This window comes from Enterococcus sp. C76, assembly GCF_040886985.1.
Taxonomy (GTDB): Bacteria; Bacillota; Bacilli; order Lactobacillales; family Enterococcaceae; genus Enterococcus_B; species Enterococcus_B lactis.
Genome location: NZ_JBFOEY010000006.1, coordinates 59495 through 82300, shown reverse-complemented (window position 1 = coordinate 82300; position 22806 = coordinate 59495). Strand labels below are relative to the sequence as shown.

Genomic DNA, 22806 nt, shown 5'->3' with positions numbered 1-22806 from the left:
TATGGCAAATTACTGTCATGCGCTCTTGTTTTTTATTTATAATAAGAAGAAAATCGGCGTATTCCTGCTTATCCGTTGAACGGACCACTAACAACGACTTTTCCTAACATATGTCCTGTTTCTACGTCTTTGGTTGCTTGTTTCAAGTTCTTCGCATTGATCCCATCTGAATAGACCTTGCTCAATGTACTGCGGATAATCCCTTCGTTTGCTAAAGCAGCAATGTGCGCTAAAGCTTCTCCTTGCGTTTCGATTTCATAGTTATAGTCTGTTTTAGCGAACATATACTCCCAGTCGAAACTGATAGATTGGTTTTTCCAAACACCTATATCTAACGGCTCTTTGATCCCTACGATCGTTCCCACATGTCCAAATGGTCGGACAAGGTGCTTGATTTGATCAAAATAGCGGGTAATATCGAATAATACAGCGACATACTCTACTTGATCGATTCCCAATTCACGAAAACTTTTACTTAAGTCTTGATGATAATCGATTGGATAGTCTACGCCTGTTTTTTTCAGCCATTCAAAATTCTTCGGACTTGCAGTCGCATAGACTTCTAGACCAGCCCAATGCGCTAGTTGATTCAAAATCGAACCGACGCCCCCAGCTCCGTTGATCACTAAGATTTTTTTCCCGCGGTTGGCATTTTCTTCTGGAATCAGACCAAATTTTTCAAATAACAATTCATAAGCGGTCAATGAAGTCAATGGCAACGCTGCGGCTTCTTCATCTGACAGATTTTTCGGTGCAAGAGCGGCAATACGTTCGTCAACCAGTTGGTATTCTTGATTGCTTCCTGCTCTTGTTGTTGTACCTGCATAAAACACGCGATCGCCGACAGAAAATTTTTGCACTTCATCGCCTACAGCAACGACTTTCCCGACCCCATCAAACCCTAAGATACGCAAAGCATTTCTTATCCCATTATCTTGGCGAAGTTTCGTATCGACAGGATTGACAGATACTGCGTTGACTTTTACCAGAAGATCCTGTGAACTGAGTACAGGTACCTGTTCTTTTTCATCCATAAAGCTTTTTGGATCATCGATCGGCAACCCTTCATAAAAACCGACTACCTTCATTAATTCCTTTTCTGACATACGAATTCCTCCTTAGCTTCATCAAGTTGGAGCATCCATACAGTGTTCATTTCAATATATATAGTATGTTATTTGTTCCACCTTTTTTATCCATCATAATTATTCTCTTACTTAAAGTAAACTATTTGTACTTTTTTGGTTAAAAAAGAGGTTGCGACAAGACTTTTGTCACAACCTCTTATAAACGGTGTTCTCCTACCAACTCTTCGGTCACAAGTTACAATATTCATAAAATATGAGGAGCTATTTTTGTTTGGCTGTTCTTATGACTTGATGCAGGACAGCTTTTTCACGACCTCTGATTCACGGTGTTCAAGCAAGAAATCATTGTTCACTGAAAAGTGTTGGATGTTCTGTTTCAAAGGTGTCTAAGATCTCTCGTACTTCATCGGTAGATTTCGTATTCATCAACTGAACACGCAAGTCATTTGCTCCTGGAAATCCTTTGATATAGATTTTAAAGAAACGATGCAGTCCTGTGATCGAACGCGGGATGATTTCTGAATAATGATCTTGCAGATCTAGTTGCAGACGAAGTAGTCCGATCAGTTCTTTTTCTGTATGTTCCCTCGGTTCTTTTTCAAATGCATAAGGATTCTTGAAAATCCCCCGGCCAATCATGATGCCATCTACGCCATATTTTTCGGCCAATTCTTCTCCTGTCCGGCGATCGGGGATATCTCCATTGATCGTGATTAGTGTTTGCGGAGCGATTTGATCACGTAAAGCAATGATTTTAGGAATGACTTCCCAATGTGCATCTACTTTACTCATCTCTTTACGCGTACGCAAATGGACAGAAAGATTGGCTATATCTTGATGAAGTAGGTGACTGATCCATTCTTCCATCTCAGACATTTCCGTATAGCCGATACGCGTCTTGACGCTGACAGGCAAACCACCAGCTTTAGCCGCTTCAATCAATTGTGCCGCTACTTCTGGACGAAGGATCAAGCCACTGCCTTTTCCACGTTCTGCTACATTAGGAACTGGGCAGCCCATGTTGATATCGATTCCTTGGAAGCCCATTTCTGCCATAGCAATGCTCATTTCTCTAAAAAATTCTGGCTTGTCTCCCCAGATATGGGCAACCATCGGCTGTTCATCTTCTGTAAAGGTCAATCTTCCTCGTACACTATCTTTTCCATCTGGATGACAGAAACTGTCTGAGTTTGTAAACTCAGTAAAGAAGACATCCGGTGCTGCTGCATGCTTTACGACATGGCGAAATACAACATCTGTTACATCTTCCATTGGCGCTAAAACAAAAAAAGGCTTTGGCAGCTCTTTCCAAAAATTAGTAGTCATTTATTTGTTACTCTCCATTCTATCAAGCAGTGAAGTCGCAATCTTTCTCAAAAACATTGTCATTATACTAGGAAACAAAAAAAGAAGCAAAGTGAACAGCTTAAAAGATGTTTCTGATTGAACAAAAAAAAGACTGTGACAAAAATCTTATCACAGTCCATTTTCCGGAATAAATGGTGTTCTCCTGCCAACTCCTCGGTCACAAGTCACAATATTCAACAAACATGAGAAACTGTTTTTTGAAATTGTTCCTTGTGACTCGGAGTTGAACGGCAGGCTCACGACCTCTTTCTTAAATGGTGTTCAATCAGCTGACCCTCGGTATTCGCTCAAAAAATGACAAAATATGAGGAACTATTTTCCCGTTTGTTTCTCTAATACTCAGGTCAAAACGCTGATTTCACAACCTCTTTTCTAACTTCTCAATCCTCTTCCTTTATTGATCAAATACCAAGTAACGGCGTACAAAACAACGATGAATAACACAAGTACGATCATCGATGTTGCTACTGGCACATCGATCGTTCCAAGGAATCCGTAACGGAAACCGGAGATCATATAAACGATCGGATTGACTTTCGAAACAGCTTGCCAAAAGGGCGGTAACATCGAGATGGCATAGAAAACGCCACCTAGATAAGTTAACGGCTGCAAGACAAATGTAGGCACGATTGATACATCATCATAAGACTGAGCAAAAATCCCGTTGAGCAGTCCTGCTAACGAAAACAAGATTGCCGTCATCAATAATGTAATGATGACCATGAACCATGAATACACATGAAGTGGTACAAAGAACAAGGAAATGATCGTTACGAGAGAGCCGACGAGAATACTACGACCCACTCCGCCAATCACAAAGCCCCAAATGATCACATGGGTAGGAACAGGTGCTACCAAGATTTCTTCGATGTTTTTCTGGAATTTTTGAGAGAAGAAGGACGAAGAAACGTTGGCATACGAACTAGTGATAGCAGACATCATAATCAAACCAGGCACGATGAATTCCATATATGAAAAACCACCCATGTCACCGATCCGACCACCGATCATTTTTCCGAAAATAACAAAGTACAAGGATGTCGTGATCACTGGCGGAACCAGTGTTTGGACCCAGATACGCAAATAGCGGTTCGTTTCCTTGATAGCTAAACTTTTTAATGCAGTAAAATAAAGATTAAACATTTTTCTCCTCCGTATGATCATTTTCTTCTGTGATTTTCAAGAACAGTTCTTCTAAACGATTCGACTTATTCCTCATAGAAAGAACTTTGATTCCTTGTCTTGTCAGCTGATCGAAGATTCCGTTCACCCCTTGATTTCGTTCAACTTCGACAGCGATTGTCTGTTCATCTTCAAATGTACAAGCGTATCCTTCAATCACAGGTTTGGTCTCATATGGCGCTAAATCAAAGATAAATGTTTCAAATTGCAATTTGGATAGAAGCTCTTTCATACTAGTATTCTCGATCAGTTCACCTGATTGGATGATCCCGATGTTGCGACAAAGCATTTCAGCTTCTTCTAAATAATGCGTTGTCAAAATGATCGTTGTACCATGTTCGTTCAATTCTCGGAGAAACTCCCACATCTCGCGTCTCAATTCAATATCGACTCCTGCTGTTGGTTCATCCAAGATCAGCAAACGTGGTTCATGCATCAATGCCCTAGCAATCATCAGTCTTCGCTTCATTCCCCCGGAAAGCATACGTGCACGGACATTTCTCTTTTCCCAAAGATTGGACTGCTTCAAATATTTTTCGCTGCGTTTCATCGCTTCTTTGCGAGAGACACCGTAGTAACCTGCTTGATTCACGACGATTTGCTGGACCGTTTCAAAGGGATTGAAATTGAACTCTTGCGGGACTAATCCAATCTGTTGCTTTGCTCGGACTAGATCCGTATCCAGATCATAACCGAAGACTTTCACTTTTCCAGATGTTTTATTGACTAAAGAAGTAATGATTCCGATCGTTGTAGACTTCCCAGCTCCATTTGGTCCTAATAGCGCATAGAAATCTCCTTCTTTCACGGAAAGATCGATTCCTCGCAATGCTTCGACCCCACTTCCATAAACCTTTTTCAAATTATTTATTTCAAGCGCATTTGCCATTTATTTCCTATCTCCTTATAGACATGATTCTTTATTGTATCATGGAATACAGCAGATGAAAAAACAACTTGGTTCCAGCGAAAAATCAGGTTGCTGGGCTCAGGAAAATCTTCTAATAAAAGACATCAATCGGATGAAGTCAGACAACCTTTTCAGAAAAAACAAATCGAAGATAAAGGATTACTATTCATATGTGCAACAAAAGGAGCGTGAGACAAAAGTAAAGAACACTTTTGTCTCACGCTCTAAACACGTATAAACGGCGGAAGCAAAAGCCAAGATTTTTGATCCAATAAATACTTTCGATCACTTCGCCTATCCCAATACATGCCACTGCCGCTTTTCATCAAATGACGCGGCTTCCGTTTTTGCGGTTTCTACTAAAGTCTCTGGGTAATCCAAAACTTTCAGCAAGGCAATCGCATTTCGGGTCCTTGAAGGTCCTTCTTTTAATTTGAAATCAAAACTGATTCCTTTTCCTTCTGTTACTTGTTCTTCAAAGTGGACATTCTCACAATAATTCTTTAAAATCTCTGTCAATTCGATATCATGTGTGGCGACAAATGCTAAAGATGGATACTCCGCAAGCCACCGAACGACTGAAGCGGAAGAAGCAATCCGTTCAATCGTATTTGTTCCTTTTAAAATCTCATCTACGAAGCAGTAGCAGCGTTCTTTGGAAGCCACTTGGTCCAACAAACGTTTGATCGATTTGATTTCTGAAACAAAATAACTGTCGCCTTCAAATAAATCATCTTCGATTGCCATGGAAGTCAACACATGTCCAGGTTGCAGGGTAAACTGTTCTGCAATCACTGTTTGGATCGTCTGTGCTAGAATACAGCTGATAGCTATACTTTTGACATACGTAGATTTTCCTGATGCATTGGAACCCGTGACTAATGTATTCTTCTGCCAGTTGACTGGATTCACTACCGCTTCTTTTAATAATGGATGATAGATATCTTTCGCTGTCACACCGCCCTCAGTAAATTCCGGACGGCAAGTGATGGGCATATAAGTACGGTAATTCAATACTGCGGCGGCTACTTCCAGTTCTCCCAGCAATTCCCACAGCTTGATGGCTTCAGTTGAATGCTTTTCTAATTTAGTGAGAACGAAATGATAGGAGATAAATGGCAGCATGAACATGATGTTGACATATTCAAAAATCAACTCTGCTTCACTCCCGCTCTTCATACGAAATGAAAAACCTAATTTAGGGATGTCTCTTAATGGTTTAGTTTGCTGTTTCAGCTCTTCTTGAAGTGGTGTCGGCAGTTTTGCTAACTGATTGGCGGCTGAAATCGTTGAAACCAAATAACTCATGCTATTCAGCTCTGTTTCTAGTGTTTGTTTCTTCACTAGATAATAGACCGTATTGAATACTAACCCACCGATTGCCAAATAGATTCCTAGTACTTGACCTAAAAGAAGCAAACCTACACCCACCAGCGGAAGCAAGCCAAGAAAAATAAATAAACCTACGCGTCCAATCTTTTTACTTTTTCCATCCGCTAGATATTGTTTTGCAAAATTATGATCTTTTTTTCCTAAACGAGCGAATTGATATTGGATTTTTTCTCTCAGTTGAGGATTTTCCTGATAAAAAGCAATCAGTTTTTCTAACTGCTGATCTTCGCCAAAATCAAAGCTGCGTAAACGTTGATACAACGCTTCTGAACCTACACTAGAATAGGTACTGTTGATCCCTTCGAATACTTCGAACATATCCAGGTCATACCAAGTAAGATCGTCGATTTCGCTATCCCATGAACGGAACTTCTTCTCCGTGAGCCATGCTTCCTTCAAGCTTTCTTCTTTATCAAATCTCGGTTGATAAGGAATTTTTCCCCATTTGCTACGAACTGTTTCCTTTAATTTCAAACGTGAAAAAATGTCTAAAATGACCAATAAAATAACAACTGCAATAATGATTGAAACGATAAATTCTCTTTGACCCATATCCCTCTCCGTTCCTTTATTTGTTAGCTTTAGTATAGCACTGTTGCGCTATTTGAAAAGGGGGTACAAAAATAACTGTCTTCGTTACCTAATTCGTATCAATCACACCAAAATAAAAACACCTTCCAAAAAAAGAAGATGTCTTTAAAACGAGATACAATTTTTTTGTCATTCACTTCAGGTAAATTAGAGCCAATTAAACCCTCCGCAACTTGACAGAGATGGAGAAGATGCCCCCGTCTAATTTAGCGGTCATCTCTCCTCCCATTCCTTCCACCAATTTTTTTGACAGGTAAAGCCCGATTCCGCTAGATTCCGTATTTGTGCGGCTGGTATTTTCGGTATAAAAACGCTGGAAGACTTTTTCAACAGAGGTTTGCGCTCCTGCTTTGATAGGATTGGCCACTGTTAATCGAATGAATGGGTCCTCTTTTGAAAATGTCACCTTTGCTTGTCCATCTGCATAACGCAATAAATTCTGTATGATATTTTGCAGCACTCGCAACAACATGAGCGGATCTGCTAATACAGTTGTATTTATCGAGTGTTCAGCGAACGCTACCTCGATATTTTTTACAGAAAATTGTTCATAAAAAGAGAAAAATACTTCTTCCACCTCTTTAGAAAAAGAAAGCGTATGGAGATCCATTTCTTTTTGCTTCGTCTCTATTCGAGCAAGATCATAAAACTGATCCGTCATACTGAGTAATCTTGCAACAGATTGTTTGATGATCGTTAAATACTTCTCCCGTTTCTCCGTATCCTCTACCTGTTCCAGTAATTGTACATAACCGTTAATAGCAGTCAGAGGAGTTCTGAGATCATGAGAAAGGCCGACGATCGATAGTCTGATGTTTTCTTCCATTTCTTGAAATACTTGTCCTTTTTGTTCATTTTCATCCACCCATGTATTCAGTGCATCTACTAGGTCCATTAGATTCTTTTCTCGAAACTCGACTGAAAGACGACCACCATATTTTTGTCGTTCAGAAAGAGTGGCGATTTTCTTAGTCAATCGCTTGATTTCCCTTTGCAGGAAGAAAATAAAACTTCCCATAAAGATAACAACGAGAAGCAACAGCCACTTAATCAAATCTAAACCCCACTCCCCACACCGTATGAATATACACAGCATGTGCCTTTGCTAGTTTCCCTCGAAGATTGGAAATATGCATATTCACTGTTTTCTCACTATCAAAATATGGTTCTTGCCAAACTGTTTCATAAAGGTTTGCTCGCGAAAATACTTTTTTCGGATGTTCTAAAAAAAGCTTCAGCAGATCGAATTCTCTTCCTGTCAAATGGACAGCCACACCATTCACATTTACATCCCTTGATTCTTTGTCCAGTAAGATTTCCTTGTAATAGATGCGTTGCGACAGATCTTTTACTTGGACAGAAGTCTGATGACGAAGTTGGATGCCGATTCGTAACAACAGTTCTTCGATATCAAATGGTTTTGTCACATAGTCATCCGCTCCTGCTGCCAACAAGGAAACTTTATCTCTTTGATTGCTTTTTGCTGAAAGAACGATGATCGGAACATTCGATGTCTGTCGGATTTCTGCTAACACTGCTTCTCCTGAAAGCCCTGGAAGCATGAGATCTAGAAGGATCAAATCGACAGGATATGTGCTTAACAATAATTTTCCTTCCGTACCTGAATAAGCATCGAGAAGTTTGTATCTCTGTTCAAGAACCTCCTCCAGTAAGGAATGAACAGCTTCATCGTCTTCGATAATCAAAATAGTTTCCAGCAGGACCACCTACTTAATGTCAGATTTTTGGAAAATAAACATTCCTAGAGCTGATGATACCACGATTGTTACTAGACTGAGCAGAATCATTTTCGGTGCTTGCGAATAAGTTGCTTGTTGCGCAAAGTCCGTATACATGAGCCACGTTTCCGTAAACCACTCCGTTAGAAATTCCAAGCCTTTGATTTTTGCGAAAACACCGGGAACGAAGGCCGTTCCCATGATATAAAGAAAAGAAAGAAGCAAACTGACACTGGTACTTCTAGTGATGAATGTCAAAGCCACTGGAACAGATATTGTCCCTAATGTCAGCAGAAGCAAGACAGGAAATACTTGCAGAACATAATTTCCATAGTTTTGGATTCCCTCGATTTCACCAAATCCGAAAGCAAGTGTGTAAGCAAGCATGGCTAGACCCGTGATCAAAACTACGCCAAGTGTTGTGATCAAAAGCGTAACGAGAAGTTTCGACACATAATAAGTCATTCGATTCCGTCCTAAAGATAGCGTATTGCGAATCGTACCGTTTTGAAATTCTTCCCCAATGTAAAAACACGCAAATGCTGCGAAAGCCAGAAGAATCCATGCAGCCATTTTTTCCACCATTAAAATCCCTGTTGCACCGTTGATGACTGTATCCGTTGCTTGGTTTAATTCATTGCCGTATTTTGTATGCATATACCATTCGTTCCAAGAATAAAAAAGCGGAAGTACGACCATCAGTCCTAGTGAGACCCACATTTTACGGCTCTTCCATACTTTTATTTTTTCAGCAGTTAATAGATTAAACATGTGTCTTGCCTCCAGTTAATTGTAGGAAATAATCTTCCAGTTTTTGCCCAACTAGGTGGATGCCATCCACAGGAACTTTTGCCTCTACCAATGCTTGATTGATGGCTGCTACTTGGTTAATTCCTTCAAAAAGCTGGATAACACGACTAGATTGGACAAAATAATCCCTATAACCAAGAGAGTCGAGAACCGTTACTGCTTGTTCCGTCGCCGAAGTGTCAATTTTTATAAATTGACGAGATTCTTGTGCCAATTCTTCTTTCGATAATTCTTTGATCAAGTGTCCTTCATGCAAAATACCATAGTGGGTGGCGATCTGTGACAATTCATCTAGCAAGTGGCTAGAAAGCAAGACGGTGATTCTCCGTTCTTTTACCAAACGTTGGATGATTTCTCTCATTTCTGCCATCCCTGCTGGATCCATCCCATTCGTCGGTTCATCCAAAATCAAAAATTCCGGATTCGTGATCAGTGCATTTGCAATAGCTAAACGCTGGCGCATACCTAAAGAGAAATTCTTTGCTTTCTTTTTCCCTGTATTTTCCAATCGCATCATTTTCAGCAGGTCTTCGATTTCTCTATCCGACACACCGCCGTTCGCTGCTTGGATACGTAGGTTATCTCTTGCAGTTAATTCTGGATAAAGAGCAGGGGTTTCAATCGATTGACCCATACGTCGTCTTGCTGCCTGCAAATCCGTCGTTCCAAATAATTCGATCGAACCTTCATCAATCGAGATCAAACCCATAATAGTTCTCATAAAGGTAGACTTCCCCGCTCCATTTTCCCCAATCAATCCATAGATCATTCCACGTTTGATTTCGATTGATACTTTATCTAATGCTTTGGCAGCACCGTATTTTTTGGTTATACCAGTTGCTTTCAAGACCGTTTCATTTCCAAAATCCATACTTATCCTTCTTTCTTATTGATAAGTGAAGTATAGTTGACGGGTATAAAGAAAGCAGCCAGAAATGTATAAAGAAAGTGTAAATTTTCCAATTGAATGTCAAAAAAACAATCTGACAATACGTGTCTTTCCTATTATCAGGCAGTTTGTTATACGCTTGTATCAGTTTCCTGATTCTTTCTTTTCGACCAAAGTCGTTTCTCTGTATTCCTCTTCACTGAAAATTTTTGCTTCTTTCAGATCAAGCTTGAGTAATTTTACCAGACCAGTTATAAGGATAACTATAGCAAGACTCCCTCCCAGAAAAATCAGACTATCTCGCAGACGTGGTTGCGTTGTCTGCCAATCAAAGAGCGCACCAAACAGTGCTAATCCAAGTGGACTGGCCACCATGGTAATCGTTGTTATCGTTGACATCAGACGTCCTTGTATATGCGTTGGAACTTCTCGCTGAAGCCAGACCATAGTTGGGATATTCATCAGATTGTTCACGATAGCAATCGCAAAAAGAAGCAAGCCATCAATGATAACTGCAAGAATCTCTCCGTGGACCAAAAGAACCATTAAACTAATGCCTACATAACCAACTGCATAGCCATAAGAAAGCTTACGAGATCGTTCAAGAGGAGCCGATGGATCTTTTATTTTTCCTGCTAACCAGGCACTTACTAACATCCCGACAAAAAAGAATGTTTCAGTCAACCCATAAAGAACATTAGATACCTTCAAAGTACGAAGCATGATGATGGGCAGCCCTACATTGATGATGGAACTGAAAAAATTCATCAGTAAAGCAAAAACCAACGAATAGATAAGATATTTTTGATGTTTGATGTAACGCAACCCTTCAAGAAAAGAACCTTTATCTGATTCGGTAGCTCTCTTCAGTTGGTCTTCTTGTGAATGAACAAGGCAAAAATCCATTGTCAATGTAATGAATAACGTCATGATCTCAGTCAGTATCTCGATAAAAACAAAAAGCCAGAATGGAAGAAGTGTATAAAGTACCGCACCTAAAACTCCTGTTAGTAGACTCGAGATACTCGTAGCCATGCTCAAGTAACTGGCAAGTTTCATCAAATCATCCGACAATACTAGATCAGGTTTTGCCGCCTGTTGTGCAGTATAAGTAAATTGGTCGGTGGCTTTCAATACAATAATCAGCAAGATTGATTGCAAAAGGATCCCCTTTTGCGGATGAGCAGACAGCCCCCAATATAAACCGTATATGGCTAAAATAACTAACGTTACAAGCTGGCTGATGATGATCACTTTTTTACGATCGTATCGATCCACGATGGGTCCAACGATGGGTGTTAGAAAAATGGCAAGTATTGGCTGAATGACAGATGCTAAAACAAATGAAATAGCTAACCCGGTTTTTTCAAGTAGCATCAGACTAAGTCCAAATGTAAAGATAGAAGAACCAAATGTCCCGATAAGAGAAGAAATTGCTGCTTTCATAACTTGTTTCTTTGATTGCTGTTCAAGAGTGAGTGTATTCATGCTCCATGCTCCCTTCGTTTTTTTCATCCTATCAGCAGACCAATTTTTTATGTTATTATGTTCACTATAATGAACATAAAAGAGGGAAGTATATGGAGAAATATGGATTGACAGCGCATCGCATTAGGATAGACAAAGGGTTGCTGATGAAGGAAGTGTATGGAGGAATCGTTGGACGGACCTTTGCTTATCGTTTTGAACGGGGGGAAGTAAATCTAGCTTTAGAGGATTTTTTATCCGTTCTCGATAATTTAGAATTAGAAAACCCCGATGAATTTTTCTTTTTACATTATGGAGAAAAATATCGCGGACAGAAAAGTTTCTTAAAAGAAATAGCAGAAGAAACCCAACGATTCCAACATGTGGAAAAAGAACCTAAGTTTTATTTGAAGTACAAAGATAGTAAGAAAAAAGAAGAACGTTTTTATGCGTACCTCATCCACTTACTCGCTACTATTGATCGAATCGATGCACAGACAAGCGAAGTCAATACCGAAGAAATGAAGTTCATGGAAGATTATTTGATGCAGATGGAGACGTGGACGCTAAAGGAAATGAATAACGCAAGCATCATTTTGCCAATGTTGGCAGATGATATCCGCCCTTTATTCCTCTCACGCTTTAAAAAGAATTATCAGAACTACCGTGATTTTGAAGAAGACTGGTCTTTTAAATATGCCAATCATCTACTTAACTATGCCTTGATCCAGCTACTCTTTGATAGATATGAAGAAGCATTGTCTTTAGTTCCCGACCTCCAAACTTTAGTGAAAGAACATCCGAGTTTACAAGGACGCTTAGTCATCACATTGCGTCTTTCTCAACTTGAATTGATTGCTGCTGTTTTTCGAGAAGACGATGATTTCATTCGTTCAGAGACCCAACGAATCCAGACAATCTGTGATCTTTGCTTCCTAGATGAAGAAGTACGTATGGCCTACCCTCGAATCACCGCAGAACACGTCAAAAGAGCCAGAGTATATAAAAAGCAAAAGGAAAAGAAAAGCACTCATCCTTAAAAACGGACCTATGAAAAATAATATATGCTGTTTGAAAATTTGACATTAGCTGCAAAATAAGAGGGGTTGTGACAAGACTTTTGTCACAACCCCTTCTTCCGAATAAACGGCGTTCTTCTGCCAACTCCTCGGTCACAAGTCACAATATTTATCAAACATGAGAAGCAATTTTCGTAAATTCCTTCTTATTTCTTGAAGCTGACCACTTCTGTCACAACCACCATGTTTGACTTTTCCAAAGACAGTGAAAAAGGTATTTTTACTTGTGAAACTAAAAAATCATTTACTTTCACATAATCTGTTCTGTTTTTTCTCGATTAAAAAAAATGTAGACAACAGCACAATACATTCGATTAGTATGTATAACGAAAAAATAAAGACATCCGTTATTCTAAATGAATGGACAGCTACATAGATAAAAAACAAAAGATATTGTAAGCCAAACAACAGAAAAATTCTTCTATAAGTTTTGAAAAAAGAAACACCATTTAACCGCCAAACAACAAATTTTTGCCGATAAAGGCGGAAATAGCTCAGTGTGGAATAGGTAATCAAAACAATAACCAATAAAATAGTAATCGATAAATCAGTTATCCTTTGTCTTATGTCCCACAAATAAATCAACTGCAATTCTGTTTTCCTTAACTGTTCCATTGGGATCAAAAAAGGAAAGTTGTCTTCCAATCCTGCTTCCTTCAATAACGGAAGATATCTATCATAGGTTTCTTGTGCAGTCCCAATCAATGGAATTTTTAATGGTTCAGCAAAACTATTTCCTGTCAGAATATTTCTATGAGAAATGGGTAGATTGTTCAAAGTGAATACATGGATGATATTCGGCTGATTGATGATGATTGCCTGTTCTTGGTCAAAGGCAAAGATTTCTTGTTCATCTTGGATGGTATAAAACAAAACATCCTCTTCTTTTTTTGTTCGTCTATCAGGATTTGTTTCATTCAAAAACCAAGAACGAAGTTGAACAAAATCGGGCATCATTCGTTCTGGGATTAATATGATTTCTCGATCCTCATTTTTATCAATTTGGATAGGCTGATTTGTTATGCTGATGAGCGGATACTTGTCTAAATAGTTTGTATTTACATAAATAGATTGATGGATCAAAGGATTCTCTTCTTCAAAATAAGCACTTGTATCAACCTCGATTGCTCCATCATCCAACAGTTGCGAAAGCAACTTTGTTTTATCTAATCCTCTCATATCTTGAGAAAGATCTGTCAAAGTCGCTTCATTGCCACCAAGTCTTGGATAGAAAACGGCATGATTTTTTATTTCTTCAGGTACTGCTTCTGGTGTAACGAATGTGCGAGCATATTCAGCTAACGGAACAAGTTGTACCACACTAAAAAATAAAATCAACATTTTGACAGAATAGATAGTATAAAAGAATCCTTTACCAAAAGTTTGGCGATTTAGTTGCTTATTCAATGAAAGATTGCCTAGTAAATCAATCACAAAAAAAGAAATGATTAGACTAAAAATAAGCAAGAACAGTTGCACTAGAACAAACAAATGATTCACTGAATGTAGAACAAAGAAGAAAGCTATCAATAGATTCAAGAGAAAAAGGATGACTAATTCTTTTAATAATAATCTTTTTAAAATTTTTCTACTAGTTAAACCATTTAAACGATAGATCGCAATGTGTCTATTGTTCTCTAGTATCCATAAAATCAAGGAAAGGCTATAGAAAAGAGTAAATATCACAAAAGTAGATGCTTCTAATGTTCGAGATGGCGCAAATGTTTCTATGTCATTCTCATATTGAAAAGATGTGGGTTCGTACGCTGTCTCAAAGGAGAGATTGTATTCATCAGATAATTTTGATAGGAAACTATCTAGAGTTTTTTGATCTTTCGTTTCCACAAAAAAATCAGCTGGATTTAGCACCTCAGCCATTTGTATCGGTAGTATAAAAAAATCTTCGTTTTTCAGTTGTCTATTTTCTAAATATTCCGCATCTGGATATTTTTCTAAGTCAGATGCAAAATAATTTTTTTCACTGATTATTTGAGGCTCTATGTAAAAATTGTTCAAAAGATGTGTTTCTGTTTGCTTGGAAAGAAAAAATGTATGTGTTTCACCTAAACGATCAAAAGAGATTTCTCCTGTTTCAGAAAAGGTATGGTCTCTCACACCATAGAATGAAACTTTTGCCATATAGTTTACATTCAATTTTTCTGAGACTGATTCAAGTATTTCTAGAACCCTAGTTTCTTGCTGAGGATCTACGATAAATTCTGGAAATCTGAACGGTGTAAAATACTCGGCCGTGTTTACCTTTTTTTGGAAATCTTCTTCCCTATTCACATTCCTAATGGCAACAGCTAATGCAAGACTTGAGAGTATAGACAACAGCAAAACGATTTTTTTCAATACTATATTAGTCATCGGCAAAACTCCTTGTTTTTAACGTAGTTAGTCAATTAAAAGTATAGATGGACACTAAACATTCAACAATCTATGTTTGTTAAGAAGTCATATTATTACAAATAGATATAGGTATATAGTCATGATATTACATAGAAAATATGACTAACCTCATAGTATTTTAAATGTGGGAATAATCTATTTCCACAAAAAGAAAGAGGTGCTCTGCATTATGAGAAAAATTTTTTCTGTATCATTTGTTGCAATTACTCTCTTGCCCCTTGCTATGCCTGTATCAGTAAATGCTGATGAAGTTGGATTTCAAAATGATGCACTAACAATGCCAATAACAGAGTCATTTCCAAATAGCGGAAGCATTGTTTTTGATGAAAACGGAAGAGTTCTTGATGTTTCAAATGAAATTTTGTTAGAAAAAAGCAATAGCACAGATGATCCTTTATCTAGACGACAAACTCATTTCCCTTGGGGCTTTTGGACAATTTCAACAGATGGTTTTCCTTTTGTTGCTTGGGGAAACGTAAGACTAAACTCAACTATTCATCATCGTACACGTCGTTATCGAGTTTCAGCCGTGCTACTAAACTCAAATGGAACAGTGATTAAAGCTAATCATGTCACTGGTAATGCCGGACAAACTCGTACTGCACGCGTTACAGGTTCAAATAATTTAAGACATGCTCCTTCTTACTATATTTTTTAATCAACACAATAAATAAAGGCTGGATTAATATTCCAGCCTTTATTTATTTAATTTTTTATATCGATTTCTAAAAAAAGTTGGTGAAGTTCTTTCTTCTTTAAAAAAACTATTATAAAAATGACTTGAATCATAAAAACCTAAAAAGTTAGAAATTTCTTCGATAGATAACTGAGTCATAAGTAAGTCATTCTTTGCATGTTCAATTCTATACTTTTCTCGATAATAACTATATGAGCAGCCAACATATTTCTTGAATTCTCTACTTAAATACGAATAATCATACCCAATTTTCTTCGCCCAAAATCCTAAAGAATGTCTATAGAAATTCTCAGTAGCCAATATTTCATCTATCACTAAGTACAGATATTTATTGACCTTTTTGGAATAGAATTTTCTTAGTTTACGAATACATTTACGTAGAACTATATGGGACTGAATAGTTTCACTCGTACAGAAAGGACCTAAAATAATCAAATGTTCTTTATCCTCTATTTTTTCTACCCGTATTAAAAAATGTTGATTGGATAGTGAGAACTGAAAATGTTGCTTCTCTCTTCTTAAAATCACCTTATCAATTATTTCATTGAATGCAACAATCAATTGCCTTTGTTTCACTTTAGATTTTATCTGCTTTTCAAAGTACTTCTTTTTTAATTCCCATGCTCTGTTTCTCTGGTCTATAAATAAAACATCAACAGGAATAAAATAAGTTCTAGACAACTTTAACACATAGACATTCACACACGCTTGGCAAGAAAAAACAGCATCATTTACACTATTGATAAACATTTGTACTCCTTTCTTGTCCACTTCAATCATATACCAATCAAATCATATCATAGTAAAGAGGAAAAATTGACTTTGGCAAAAAATACATACATTTTTTATTTCTATTAGTTGACACTCTCCAAATTTTGAAAGTGCCTTGTAGTGATAGAATTGAACTAGTACTCATAAGCAAATGAAGTCGCATCCATTAAATAAAACTACTTTACTCTGCTTACGCCTCGCTCTGTATTTTTTCATAATCAAAAAAAACACACCTTCCAAATAGAAGGTGTGTTTTGCTCGAACGATATTAACGTTTTGAGAACTGAGAAGCTTTACGAGCTTTTTTAAGACCTGGTTTTTTACGTTCGACCATACGTGCGTCACGAGTAAGTAACCCAGCACGTTTAAGAGCTAAACGGAAGTCAGGATCAACTTCTAGCAATGCACGAGCGATACCATGACGGATAGCTCCTGATTGTCCAGCGTATCCTCCGCCGTTTACGTTAACAAATACGTCATATGCGCCTTTTGTTTCAGTAACAGCGAAAGGTTGATTGATTACTTCACGCAAGTCAGCATGTGGAATGTATTCTTCAACATCTTTTTTATTTACAGTAATTTTGCCAGTTCCTGGTACTAGACGTACGCGAGCAACTGCGTTTTTACGACGGCCTGTGCCGATATATTGAACTTGTGCCAATGAAATTCCCTCCTATTAGATTAAGTTTGTGATGTCTAAAACTTCTGGTTGTTGTGCTGCATGTGGATGTTCTGCTCCACCGTATACGTTCAATTTTGTAAATTGTTTGCGGCCTAAAGTGTTTTTAGGAAGCATACCTTTTACAGAAGTTTCGATCAAACGACGAGAATTTTTAGCACGCAATTCGCCAGCAGTGATTGATTTCAATCCTCCTGGGTAGTTGCTGTGACGGTAATAAATTTTGTCAGTCGCTTTTTTACCTGTTAATTTCACTTTGTCTGCATTGATGACGATGACGAAATCGCCAGTATCCAAATGAGGTGTGAAAGTTGGTTTATTTTTACCACGTAGTACAGATGCAACAACTGTTGAAAGACGTCCCAATGGAACATCAGTTGCGTCTACTACATACCATTTACGTTCTACTTCGCCTGGTTTGGCCATATATGTTGTACGCACGTTATTTTCCTCCAATTTAAGTTCTGATGTTTGACATACACTTCGAGTTTCCGGGGCTCTTTGTGGGGCAAACAATACCATTTAACATATTACCCGCTAATCTAGTCAATGTCAACGTTTTTCTGCTTGATTGAAAAATTTATATGAAACTTTACTTCTTTTTCTTTCTTTTATATAAAAGGGTCGTTTTCTAATATAAAAAAACCGCGAAACGATGCTGTTCCGCGGTTTCTTCTATATAAAAGGATAAGTTTCGCGCTTACGCGTCGATCTCTGGCGCCTTGCCTAGATGAGCTTGGATCATCCAGATACGTTTTTCTGTGGCTGTTTTGAATTCGATAAAGATATCTTGTGTTGGATCGTCGCCTTCTTCTCCAGAAACTTCGATTCCTTTTTGGTAAAGATCTGCTAGATAACGGTAGCCTGCAACAAGTGTTTCCAAACGTTCAGGAATCGTGCGGTCCCAACGTCCTACTTCATCAGGGATTTTCGTGTTATCTGCAAATTCACGCAATGTAGAATAAGGTGAACCGTCTAATGTGATCAAGCGTTCGGATACTTCATCTAACTGAGCGTTCAAATCGTCCATGAACTCATCCATCATTGGGTGCAATGTAAGGAAACCTGGTCCTCTCATGTACCAATGTGTTTGGTGAACAACAACAGACATTTGGCTTAGATCTGCAACTAATTGATTTAATACTTCTTTGGTTTGTTGGAATTTCATCTTTCTTGCCTCCTAACATTTTCTTACACTTAAAATAATAGTAGACTTTCAATGAAAAGTACAACAAAATCATTTACCTGAGAACGATTTTCATTTCGCTTTTTTATCCGTAAAGCCAATCATTTTTCAGAATCAGCTAATTCTTCTCGCAGTTCAGCAAATTGCTGATAAGTCTGTGCTAAATGCTTTTGTGTCGAAACAAATAATGGATAGATTTTCTGATATTTTTTATGATCGTTTTCTTGTACTCCGACTTGCTCTTTCAATTCTATCAATTCCTGTGCTTCACTGATACTTTGAATCTTTCCGATGCTTCGCCAGCCTAAAATCACAGCTCCTAATGCGGATGCTTCTGTGACAGTAGGGAAAACAAGCGGATACCCCAGTACATCAGCCATCATCTGACGAAAAATCGGAGATTGAGCAAACCCGCCTGTAGCACGGATCTCTGTGAGCTGATTTTCTTGGCAAACTCCTTTTAAAATCCGATAAAGATTGAGACAGATTCCTTCTAGAATCGCCTTCATCATTTCTTTTTCTGTATGTTGCCGCTGTAAGCCGATAAAACTGCCAAACGCATCTGCGTCCCAAAGCGGTGCTCGCTCGCCAAGCAAATAGGGATGAAAAATCAGACCATTGGCACCCGCTGGCACAAAAGCAATAGCCGAAAGCAGTGCATCATATGGATTTTCTCCTTTTTCTTTAGCAGATTGAACGACTTCCTGTAAAAATGTATGCCCTGCCCAATCAAAGATGCCAGCACCATTGCTAGTCGCTCCTCCTACTACCCAATGTTTCTGATCCAGAACATAACAAAACGTCTCCATTTCTGGATGGAACTGAGGCTGAGTAGTAATAAAACGAAGTGCTCCGCTCGTTCCTACGGTCAAAGCGGCGATCGTATCACCAAAAGCACCTAACCCTAGATTAGAAAGCGGCCCGTCTGCCCCTCCCAAAACAAATGATATATCATTTGGCAAACCTAGTTCTGCTGCTGTTTCTGACGGTAGACCTGTTACTTGATAGGTGGAAGGAAACACTTGCGGCAATTGTTCTGTTCGAATGCCCAAGTAGTCAAGCACTTCTTCTGCCCATTGGAATTCATGGATGTCAAAGTATCCAGTTCCTGAAGCTGTTCCGTAATCGCTGATGAGTTCTCCAAACAATCTATAAAAGATATAGTCTTTGATACCGACAAAATAAGCAGTTTTTTTGAATAATTCAGGTTGGCTGTTTTGCAGCCACTTGATTTTGTTCAATGGTGTCATTGGATGAATCGGTGTCCCAGTTTGCCGATAAAATTCTTTGCCAAGCACGGTATATTTCAATTTTTCTGCTTCGTCCGCTGCTCGGTTATCTGCCCAAGTGATCATTCGAGATAACGGTGTTTTCTCTTCATCCAACAATATCAGGCTATGCATTGCAGAGGAGAAGGAGACAAATTGAATGGTCGTGTCTGAAGGCAACTGTTTAATTACTTCTTTTATAACGGTGCAGACGCCTTGAAAGATCAATTCCTGATCTTGTTCTGCCATCCCTTGTGTTTCTTGGATCAAAGGGTAGCGAAAATAAGCGGATGCTGCTTCTTGGGCTTCATCTGTGAAAGCAACTGCTTTGGTTTGTGTGGTTCCGATATCTAATCCGATTGAAACGTTCATTTTTTCACCTCAAATTTTATGTATGTACAAAAATTTAGTTTAAGCTTGCGTATCTTGGTTTTGAAAAGGGGGAGATGGCGTGTTACTTTATTTTATCATTGGTTGCTGTATCGGGTCATTTTTATGTTTAACCGCCCAGCGGATTCCGTTAGGTCACTCTATTATTTATCCTAGATCCCATTGTGTCAAATGCTGTCATTCGCTTTCTTGGTATGAATTGATTCCGATTCTCTCGATCATCGTCCAACGTTTTCGCTGCCGCTATTGCCGGTGTCGGTTGCCCTTCTACTATTTGTTGGCAGAAGTCTTATGTGGTGGTCTTTTTGTCTGGTTCTTTACTTTTTCTTCCGCAAGAAATTTTTCGACGTTCATTTGGGTGCTTTCGGCTTTGCTATTTTCGTTGATGGACTTGTTTTACTTCATGGTCCATTCTCACACGCTATTCTGCTCCTGGGCAGTCTTATGGATTTTTTGGTTGCAGGCCGGCGTTTTCCAATGGCAAAGTGTGCTGTTAACGTTCATCGTAGGCGGTGCATGCCTTCGCTATGGTCAATCCTATCTCGGAGCTGGCGATACTCTGTTGGTGCTTTCTTGGAGTGGGGGCTTGCCTCTGGAAGAGTTGCTTCGGGTCTTGTTTCTGGCTAGCCTATTTGGAATATCCTTTTTTTCTGTTTACTTTATCTGTCATAAAAAAAAGTTGGAAAAGCTGCCTTTCATTCCTTTTTTGAGTAGTGCCTTGCTGATCGTCCTTCATCTTAGGTATTGAAAAAAGGTTGTGACAAACGACTTGTCACAACCTCTGATATACGGTGTTCCAAAAGTAGCTTTTTCGGCTTCTTATTTCTTGCCTCCCCAATGTCGACGAATGAAACCGGCACGTCCAGAACCTTCTCGATAAAGATTGTAATGGAGCTTGTTTTTCTTGTAATAATCCTGATGGTAATCTTCTGCAGGATAAAATTCGCTTCTTGGTTCGATTTTTGTCACGATCGGCTTATCGAATCGCCCGCTGTCTTGCAATGCTTGTTTTGAACGCTCTGCAATGCTTCGTTCTTCTTCATCACTATAGTAGATCACTGGTCGATAAGAATCACCACGATCAGCGAACTGTCCTAACGCGTCAGTCGGATCGGTTTGCTGCCAATAGATTTCCACCAACTGATCATAAGAAATAACTTCTGGGTCATATTCGATCTCTACGGCTTCTGTATGCCCTGTTGTGCCTGTTGTTACTTGTTCGTAAGTTGGATTTGGTACATGCCCGCCTGTATAACCGGATGTCACAGAAATGATCCCTGGTTGCTCTTCGAATGGTTTGACCATACACCAAAAGCATCCGCCTGCGAAAACTGCTTTTTTTGTCATATAAAATCCCCCTTTTTTCTCATCATACCTGTTTTATAGATAATTAAAATTATTTTGCTTGTTTTTACCCCCTCCCGGTATTTTAGCAGGTTTTTCTTCATTTCCCTTCTTTTTCAATTGGCTGTGGATAACTATAACAATTGTATTGAATCATTTTTTCCACAGGCAAGAAAAAGTTGTCTTTTCAGCCACGTTGTGTATAAGTTTTATATGGTATGCTTATTCCAAAATTATGTACCTTTATTTTTTCATGCGAATAAACAAATCCATGTTATCGGAGGGATAACTATGCCTAAAGCAAAAAGAAAACATTCAGATACATCCACTGACTTTATTGCATTTGATGAACTATTAACTAAAGCGAACAAAAAAATAAAAACGCCCCCTGTAACTTCCCACGAATTAGATTCTCATTCAAAGAATGATGCTCTAACTCTCCTAGAAGATGAGAAGCAACTCGTTAATGAACTAGCTTCAGTCATTCCAAATTCACCTGAACATTCGCCATTTGAGGAGTCATTTTCATCTCCACCTATTGACATCTTTGGGGAAGATTATCGTTTCCATAACTTAATGGAGCACGAGTCTCTCACAAGAGAGGAGCGACAATTTATTGATGAACCATTGCCCGATCCAATCTTCCATCAACAAACGAACGAAGAGTCCATCTCGCCTACTGAGCCAGGGCCTTCCTTTGTTGTGGATAGACAAAAAACGAGCAATCTAGTAGAAGGAAATGTTGGAAATAACGCTTATCAGCTTTTGTATGAGACATTTGGTCCTATTCCTTCTAGAGAAGGAAAGAATAAGAGACTATCACAAGAATTGCGTAATCAAATCGAACACGCATTAACAATGCCTGATATTAAACAAAGTCAAATTGCCACATTTTTTGGCGTATCCTCATGTTTAGTAAGCAATATATACCTCAAACAACTTGCAGAAGGTGATGCTCAAAATCATACATATCAAGTCTTATACAAGGAATTCGGCGAAGTTTCCAGAAAAAGAGAAAAAAGGGGTTTATCACAGAAATTACGCGAACAGATCACACATGCATTAACATTGCCTAATCTTAGTCAAAGGCAGATAGCCGCATTTTTTGGCGTGTCCAACTCTACAGTAAATAATATATACCAAAAACATTTTGAAGAAGACTATGATGAAAAAATGACCCATCAGCTTTTTCATGGGAAATTCGGAAAAATTTCCAGAGAAAAAAATCAAAGGATACCACAAAAATTACGTAATCAAATCGAAGAAGCATTAACAATACCCTATACTAAACAAAAACATGTGGCAACGTTTTTTGGCGTATCCCTAACTACAGTAAAAGAAATAGAACAAAAACTGAAACGCAGTAAACAGTTAGCTGACATAGCAAAACCTGTAGCTTCAAGATCATCTCCCACTCTTTCTTCTAACCAAACAGATGAGAGGTAAACTACTTCATATAAGCAAAAAGGGCGTGTAACAAAAAACTTGTCACACGCCCTTTTTCCGAATAAACGGTGTTCAATCAGCTGACCCTCGGTATTAGC

The 22806-nt window shown here is 38.6% G+C and carries 21 protein-coding genes; 4 read left to right on the top strand and 17 right to left on the bottom strand.

Annotated elements, in window-relative coordinates:
• Positions 1–68: 68 nt before the first annotated feature.
• From AB3I00_RS09250 to AB3I00_RS09205, 10 genes are all read right to left on the bottom strand, one after another.
• Complete coding sequence (locus AB3I00_RS09250) at positions 69–1106, bottom strand: zinc-binding alcohol dehydrogenase family protein (RefSeq protein WP_368025094.1); 1038 nt, start codon at positions 1104–1106, stop codon at positions 69–71.
• Between the two features lie 324 nt (positions 1107–1430).
• Complete coding sequence (locus AB3I00_RS09245; protein ID WP_086286397.1) at positions 1431–2414, bottom strand: tRNA-dihydrouridine synthase; 984 nt, start codon at positions 2412–2414, stop codon at positions 1431–1433.
• A gap of 414 nt (positions 2415–2828) precedes the next feature.
• Positions 2829–3599, bottom strand: coding sequence for an ABC transporter permease (locus AB3I00_RS09240; RefSeq protein ID WP_002287492.1), 771 nt, complete (start codon positions 3597–3599; stop codon positions 2829–2831).
• Complete coding sequence (locus AB3I00_RS09235; RefSeq protein WP_002315841.1) at positions 3592–4527, bottom strand: ABC transporter ATP-binding protein; 936 nt, start codon at positions 4525–4527, stop codon at positions 3592–3594. The genes AB3I00_RS09240 and AB3I00_RS09235 overlap by 8 nt, the downstream gene beginning before the upstream one ends.
• A gap of 315 nt (positions 4528–4842) precedes the next feature.
• Positions 4843–6492: a DNA mismatch repair protein MutS gene (locus AB3I00_RS09230; RefSeq protein WP_368025093.1), complete on the bottom strand. Its 1650-nt coding sequence runs from the start codon at positions 6490–6492 to the stop codon at positions 4843–4845.
• Positions 6493–6688: 196 nt separating this feature from the next.
• Positions 6689–7585, bottom strand: a complete 897-nt coding sequence (locus AB3I00_RS09225) for a sensor histidine kinase (protein ID WP_368025092.1) — start codon at positions 7583–7585, stop codon at positions 6689–6691.
• Complete coding sequence (locus tag AB3I00_RS09220; RefSeq protein ID WP_368025091.1) at positions 7578–8258, bottom strand: response regulator transcription factor; 681 nt, start codon at positions 8256–8258, stop codon at positions 7578–7580. Before AB3I00_RS09220 ends, AB3I00_RS09225 begins: the two co-directional genes overlap by 8 nt.
• Positions 8259–9041, bottom strand: a complete 783-nt coding sequence (locus AB3I00_RS09215) for an ABC transporter permease subunit (protein ID WP_368025090.1) — start codon at positions 9039–9041, stop codon at positions 8259–8261.
• Positions 9034–9951: an ATP-binding cassette domain-containing protein gene (locus AB3I00_RS09210; RefSeq protein ID WP_368025089.1), complete on the bottom strand. Its 918-nt coding sequence runs from the start codon at positions 9949–9951 to the stop codon at positions 9034–9036. The genes AB3I00_RS09215 and AB3I00_RS09210 overlap by 8 nt, the downstream gene beginning before the upstream one ends.
• Positions 9952–10113: 162 nt before the next feature.
• A complete protein-coding gene (locus AB3I00_RS09205; protein WP_368025088.1) occupies positions 10114–11457 on the bottom strand; it encodes an MFS transporter in 1344 nt (447 codons plus the stop codon).
• Positions 11458–11549: 92 nt separating this feature from the next.
• Between AB3I00_RS09205 and AB3I00_RS09200 the strand changes: the two genes are divergently transcribed.
• Positions 11550–12476: a transcriptional regulator gene (locus tag AB3I00_RS09200; RefSeq protein ID WP_368025087.1), complete on the top strand. Its 927-nt coding sequence runs from the start codon at positions 11550–11552 to the stop codon at positions 12474–12476.
• Between the two features lie 279 nt (positions 12477–12755).
• Here the strand turns inward: AB3I00_RS09200 and AB3I00_RS09195 are convergent, their stop codons facing one another.
• Complete coding sequence (locus tag AB3I00_RS09195; RefSeq protein ID WP_368025086.1) at positions 12756–14885, bottom strand: hypothetical protein; 2130 nt, start codon at positions 14883–14885, stop codon at positions 12756–12758.
• A gap of 211 nt (positions 14886–15096) precedes the next feature.
• On the opposite strand from AB3I00_RS09195, the gene AB3I00_RS09190 reads away from it, so the two are divergent.
• Entirely contained in the window at positions 15097–15585 is a 489-nt protein-coding gene (locus AB3I00_RS09190) for a hypothetical protein (protein ID WP_070770515.1), read from the top strand.
• Between the two features lie 39 nt (positions 15586–15624).
• Here the strand turns inward: AB3I00_RS09190 and AB3I00_RS09185 are convergent, their stop codons facing one another.
• The 5 genes from AB3I00_RS09185 to AB3I00_RS09165 all read right to left on the bottom strand — a co-directional run bounded on the left by AB3I00_RS09185 (position 15625) and on the right by AB3I00_RS09165 (position 19900).
• The gene (locus AB3I00_RS09185) at positions 15625–16374 is read right to left on the bottom strand and encodes an AraC family transcriptional regulator (protein ID WP_160769826.1); all 750 of its coding nucleotides are present in this window, start codon (positions 16372–16374) and stop codon (positions 15625–15627) included.
• A 289-nt stretch (positions 16375–16663) separates the two neighbouring features.
• Positions 16664–17056 carry a 30S ribosomal protein S9 gene (rpsI, locus tag AB3I00_RS09180; protein ID WP_002287505.1) on the bottom strand — a complete coding sequence of 131 codons (393 nt, stop codon included), beginning with the start codon at positions 17054–17056 and terminating at the stop codon, positions 16664–16666.
• A 15-nt stretch (positions 17057–17071) separates the two neighbouring features.
• Positions 17072–17500, bottom strand: coding sequence for a 50S ribosomal protein L13 (rplM, locus tag AB3I00_RS09175; protein WP_002323724.1), 429 nt, complete (start codon positions 17498–17500; stop codon positions 17072–17074).
• Positions 17501–17774: 274 nt separating this feature from the next.
• Positions 17775–18242, bottom strand: a complete 468-nt coding sequence (locus AB3I00_RS09170; protein WP_002310545.1) for a DNA starvation/stationary phase protection protein — start codon at positions 18240–18242, stop codon at positions 17775–17777.
• 119 nt (positions 18243–18361) lie between these two features.
• Complete coding sequence (locus AB3I00_RS09165) at positions 18362–19900, bottom strand: gluconokinase (RefSeq protein WP_086286388.1); 1539 nt, start codon at positions 19898–19900, stop codon at positions 18362–18364.
• Positions 19901–19979: 79 nt separating this feature from the next.
• Between AB3I00_RS09165 and AB3I00_RS09160 the strand changes: the two genes are divergently transcribed.
• The gene (locus AB3I00_RS09160) at positions 19980–20666 is read left to right on the top strand and encodes a prepilin peptidase (RefSeq protein WP_368025085.1); all 687 of its coding nucleotides are present in this window, start codon (positions 19980–19982) and stop codon (positions 20664–20666) included.
• Positions 20667–20737: 71 nt separating this feature from the next.
• Here the strand turns inward: AB3I00_RS09160 and msrA are convergent, their stop codons facing one another.
• Positions 20738–21265, bottom strand: a complete 528-nt coding sequence (gene msrA / locus AB3I00_RS09155) for a peptide-methionine (S)-S-oxide reductase MsrA (protein ID WP_002373839.1) — start codon at positions 21263–21265, stop codon at positions 20738–20740.
• Positions 21266–21553: 288 nt separating this feature from the next.
• Here msrA and AB3I00_RS09150 point away from each other — a divergent pair, with 288 nt between their 5' ends.
• Complete coding sequence (locus tag AB3I00_RS09150; protein ID WP_368025084.1) at positions 21554–22708, top strand: hypothetical protein; 1155 nt, start codon at positions 21554–21556, stop codon at positions 22706–22708.
• Positions 22709–22806 lie beyond the last annotated feature (98 nt).

Excerpts from the sequence above, each read along its gene's own strand:
- AB3I00_RS09250 (WP_368025094.1), bottom strand. The coding sequence starts at position 1,106 with ATGTCAGAAAAGGAATTAATGAAGGTAGTCGGTTTTTATGAAGGGTTG.
- AB3I00_RS09245 (WP_086286397.1), bottom strand. The coding sequence starts at position 2,414 with ATGACTACTAATTTTTGGAAAGAGCTGCCAAAGCCTTTTTTTGTTTTA.
- AB3I00_RS09240 (WP_002287492.1), bottom strand. The coding sequence starts at position 3,599 with ATGTTTAATCTTTATTTTACTGCATTAAAAAGTTTAGCTATCAAGGAA.
- AB3I00_RS09235 (WP_002315841.1), bottom strand. The coding sequence starts at position 4,527 with ATGGCAAATGCGCTTGAAATAAATAATTTGAAAAAGGTTTATGGAAGT.
- AB3I00_RS09230 (WP_368025093.1), bottom strand. The coding sequence starts at position 6,492 with ATGGGTCAAAGAGAATTTATCGTTTCAATCATTATTGCAGTTGTTATT.
- AB3I00_RS09215 (WP_368025090.1), bottom strand. The coding sequence starts at position 9,041 with ATGTTTAATCTATTAACTGCTGAAAAAATAAAAGTATGGAAGAGCCGT.
- AB3I00_RS09210 (WP_368025089.1), bottom strand. The coding sequence starts at position 9,951 with ATGGATTTTGGAAATGAAACGGTCTTGAAAGCAACTGGTATAACCAAA.
- AB3I00_RS09205 (WP_368025088.1), bottom strand. The coding sequence starts at position 11,457 with ATGAATACACTCACTCTTGAACAGCAATCAAAGAAACAAGTTATGAAA.
- AB3I00_RS09200 (WP_368025087.1), top strand. The coding sequence starts at position 11,550 with ATGGAGAAATATGGATTGACAGCGCATCGCATTAGGATAGACAAAGGG.
- AB3I00_RS09195 (WP_368025086.1), bottom strand. The coding sequence starts at position 14,885 with ATGACTAATATAGTATTGAAAAAAATCGTTTTGCTGTTGTCTATACTC.
- AB3I00_RS09190 (WP_070770515.1), top strand. The coding sequence starts at position 15,097 with ATGAGAAAAATTTTTTCTGTATCATTTGTTGCAATTACTCTCTTGCCC.
- AB3I00_RS09185 (WP_160769826.1), bottom strand. The coding sequence starts at position 16,374 with ATGTTTATCAATAGTGTAAATGATGCTGTTTTTTCTTGCCAAGCGTGT.
- rplM (WP_002323724.1), bottom strand. The coding sequence starts at position 17,500 with ATGGCCAAACCAGGCGAAGTAGAACGTAAATGGTATGTAGTAGACGCA.
- AB3I00_RS09170 (WP_002310545.1), bottom strand. The coding sequence starts at position 18,242 with ATGAAATTCCAACAAACCAAAGAAGTATTAAATCAATTAGTTGCAGAT.
- AB3I00_RS09165 (WP_086286388.1), bottom strand. The coding sequence starts at position 19,900 with ATGAACGTTTCAATCGGATTAGATATCGGAACCACACAAACCAAAGCA.
- msrA (WP_002373839.1), bottom strand. The coding sequence starts at position 21,265 with ATGACAAAAAAAGCAGTTTTCGCAGGCGGATGCTTTTGGTGTATGGTC.
- AB3I00_RS09150 (WP_368025084.1), top strand. The coding sequence starts at position 21,554 with ATGCCTAAAGCAAAAAGAAAACATTCAGATACATCCACTGACTTTATT.